Raw genomic sequence first — 3,112 nt, 5'->3', positions numbered from 1 at the left:
TGTACAACCACCAGTTACCGCAGTCAGCGCTCAAGAGCAGTACGCCGATGCAGGCGATGAAAGAGTGGTACCAGACCCACCCGCACCTGTTTCACAAGCGACCATATGATCGTACGGGATGCGACACGTAAGTCTGGAAATATAATCTGGTCGAGTACCCGCCGCCCCCACCGGTGCATTTTTAACCAGACCGAATCGCCACCCAGCGGCCCCACCGCGCCACCACCTCGTCCCCACCTGGATAAATTTAAATAGGCTTTTTGAGAAAAACCGACATATGGACCAGGCCAGACCCGATGGACGATAACCCCAGACGCAAAATCCTCATGAAAGGGCGGCAGTGAAGGCATGTCGGAACAAAGCACATGCACTTCTACACCGAGCTTTGCCAATTCATTCGCAAGATAGAACCATCGTAATGATTGGGCTGCGATGATTGGAGGAAACTCATAGGCGATCAGAAGAATGCGCATAACTATGCTTTGCCAGTGCTTTGTGCAATATATTCACGATTTTTTCTGATGCCCTGCCATCACCGTAAGGTGAATTGCCCCGTGAGAATGATTTGTACACAGCATCGTCATCAAGCAGTTGCAGCGATGAATTGACGATGGAATCAAAATCACACCCCACCAGTTTGGTAACACCGGCTTCTATGCCCTCGGGCCTTTCGGTTTCATTGCGCAACACCAGCACCGGCTTGCGCAAGGATGGGGCCTCCTCCTGGACTCCCCCTGAGTCAGTCAGTATAAAAAATGAAGATTTCATGGCTGCGATAAAATCAATATAGTCAAGCGGGGGTGTCAAGCGAATACGCGGATGATTCGAAAGATATGAGTATGCCGCATCCTTTATTGCAGGATTGGGATGAACCGGAAAGAGAATAAATATATCGTCTCTCAGATCAGCCAGATATCGCGCAGCCCGGCAGATTTCAAAAAATGGCTGTCCAATATTTTCCCGCCTGTGTGCGGTAAACAATATCATTCTACAATTCGCAAATTCCGGAAAGTCAAAGGGCGGGCAGCGGCCTGCCGTATAAAGCAAGGCATCCACGATCGTATTGCCCGTCACGTAAATGCTATCGACAGATTTTCCTTCTTCGAGGAGATTTCTTTGAGCAATCTCAGTCGGCGCAAAATGCCATTGCGCTAAATCTCCGACCAGTACGCGATTCATTTCCTCTGGAAATGGATTCTCATAGTCTCTCGTTCGCAAGCCCGCCTCCACGTGGGCAAAGGGAATGCGAAGGTAGAACGCAGCGAGTGCAGCAGCCATTACTGATGTTGTATCACCCTGTCCAATCACGATGTCCGGTTTTTCAGCCTGAAAGCAACGATCCAGTTCACCAAGCAATCGGATGGTTAGTTTTGTCAGGCTCTGATTTGGCTTCATGACTTCGCAAATTAAATCCGGAGTCAGTGAAAAATTCGACAGCATTTTTTCGACCAAGAAAGGGTGTTGCCCTGTCGAAACAATCCGCACCGATGCCCAATGGGTATTGCGCAATGCAATAATAAGCGGAGCCATTTTGATGGCTTCCGGCCGAGTACCCACTACGCAAATGATCTTTATCCGGCGGGGCGATTGCATTGCAAAGGTATGGAGTTGTGATAAAAATAATAAAACCGTTACCCGTTGACTGCATTGATGAGACTTCGTTTCTATTCGGGATCAGTCACAATTTGTGCAGTCTCGGGATCTCTGCGAATGAAGATTTGCGTGACGCGAGGTGCAGACCAGCGATTCACACAACATCGCAGTGACCCCCATCGTACGCCTACGCCTTTTCAACTGAAGAGTCGGGCCATAGGGTCCATGGTGGGTTCGCGGGCACGAGAGCTTGACCTGAATCATAGGAGCACACCGCCACGCAGGTTTTCCGCAGACCGTAGCGAGCGCCGTGCTTGCCGCATGCCGGCGCTGCGCCACGGGCCTCGCGCGCGATGGCCGGAGTCGGCGGACTCTGGCGCCCTGCAAGCGGTGGCGGGACCACGGCGATTCTTTGCATGGCGCCCTTGCGTCTTGCACTTACCATCGTCCCATTTGCAACGAGGAGCACGATGAGAAAACGCAATTTCGTCGCGGTCGGCATGGGCCTGGCAGGCCTGTGGACCGCCGCCACCACCAGCCACGCCGCCCCACCCGCCAAAACATCCGCCAGCCCCGCCCTGCTCACCATCAGCGGCGCCATCACCCAGCCTAACCGGGGCGCGCTCGATGCCACCATCGACCAGATGATGGGCAAACACGGCATCCAGTTCGACAAAGCCCACGCGCTCGACGCTGCCGCCCTGCAGCGCATGCCCGCCGTCACCATCAAGCCCACGCTCGAATACGACAGCAAGCCCCACACGCTCAAAGGCCCCCTACTCACCACCGTGCTCGCAGCTGCGGGTGTGGCCGCTGGCAGCCCCGTGCAGCTGGTGCTGCGCGCGGTGGACGGCTACAACGTCACCATCAGCATGGCCGACGTGCAGGCCTACCGCATGATCGTCGCCACCCACATCGACGGCCAGCCCATGGCCCTGGGCGGCCTGGGCCCGCAGTGGGCGGTGTACGACGCCGATGTGCTGCCCGCCTTCAAGGACAAGCCGGTGAAGGAACGCTTTGGCCTGTGCCCCTGGGGGCTGTACCACATTGAAGTGAAGAAGGCCTGATATGGCTTTGGAGCATCCTGTGGGCATCTGGACTTTGCGAGAAAACTCGGGGAGATCATCGGCGGGGGCGACTGTGCCCACGCCGTAGGTGTGCCCAGACTTGCCAGGCTGTGACCTCGCTCAGCGCGGCGTCGGTGCCGCTGCTGATGAGGTCGGGCGAGACGTCCACCGAGTACATATCGGCAAGAAAGCCTCGGATCTCGCGCGCCGTCATGCCGCACGCATGAATGGCGACGATCTTGTCATCAAAGCGAGTAAAGCGGCGCTCATGCTTGCCAATGAGCTGAGGCTCGAAGCTACCCGTGCGGTCGCGGGGAATGTCGATGGTAAGCGTCCAGCCGAGGCATCTTGAGTTGAGCCACATGTCCCGCGAATATCGCGGGCATGATGAAGAAGGTGGATGCAGTTTGCGTGGCGACGATCGCGTTGTTTGCGCGCTGGCTCAGCGTTGC

Annotated in this window: 2 protein-coding genes and 2 pseudogenes; 2 read left to right on the top strand and 2 right to left on the bottom strand. The window is 55.8% G+C overall.

What is annotated here, in order from left to right; all coding sequences use genetic code 11:
- Positions 1–131, top strand: a pseudogene (locus NFX52_RS29605) (IS481 family transposase); the annotation flags it as partial.
- A 316-nt stretch (positions 132–447) separates the two neighbouring features.
- Here NFX52_RS29605 and wecB read toward each other — a convergent pair.
- Positions 448–1,593 carry a non-hydrolyzing UDP-N-acetylglucosamine 2-epimerase gene (gene wecB, locus NFX52_RS29600; RefSeq protein ID WP_082437196.1) on the bottom strand — a complete coding sequence of 382 codons (1,146 nt, stop codon included), beginning with the start codon at positions 1,591–1,593 and terminating at the stop codon, positions 448–450.
- A gap of 470 nt (positions 1,594–2,063) precedes the next feature.
- Between wecB and NFX52_RS29595 the strand changes: the two genes are divergently transcribed.
- A complete protein-coding gene (locus NFX52_RS29595; RefSeq protein ID WP_207402260.1) occupies positions 2,064–2,660 on the top strand; it encodes a putative pterin-binding protein in 597 nt (198 codons plus the stop codon).
- Between the two features lie 100 nt (positions 2,661–2,760).
- On the opposite strand, the pseudogene NFX52_RS29590 reads toward NFX52_RS29595, so the two are convergent.
- A pseudogene (locus NFX52_RS29590) lies at positions 2,761–2,991 on the bottom strand (transposase); the annotation flags it as partial.
- Positions 2,992–3,112 lie beyond the last annotated feature (121 nt).

Origin of the sequence: Acidovorax facilis, from assembly GCF_023913775.1 — a bacterium.
Taxonomy (GTDB): domain Bacteria; phylum Pseudomonadota; class Gammaproteobacteria; order Burkholderiales; family Burkholderiaceae_C; genus Acidovorax; species Acidovorax facilis.
Note: the sequence above shows the minus strand (reverse complement) of the source record. Positions and strands in the feature narration are given on the sequence as shown.

What these genes read in the sequence shown, in the direction of transcription:
- wecB (WP_082437196.1), bottom strand. Translation starts at nt 1,593, where the DNA reads ATGCAATCGCCCCGCCGGATAAAGATCATTTGCGTAGTGGGTACTCGG.
- NFX52_RS29595 (WP_207402260.1), top strand. Translation starts at nt 2,064, where the DNA reads ATGAGAAAACGCAATTTCGTCGCGGTCGGCATGGGCCTGGCAGGCCTG.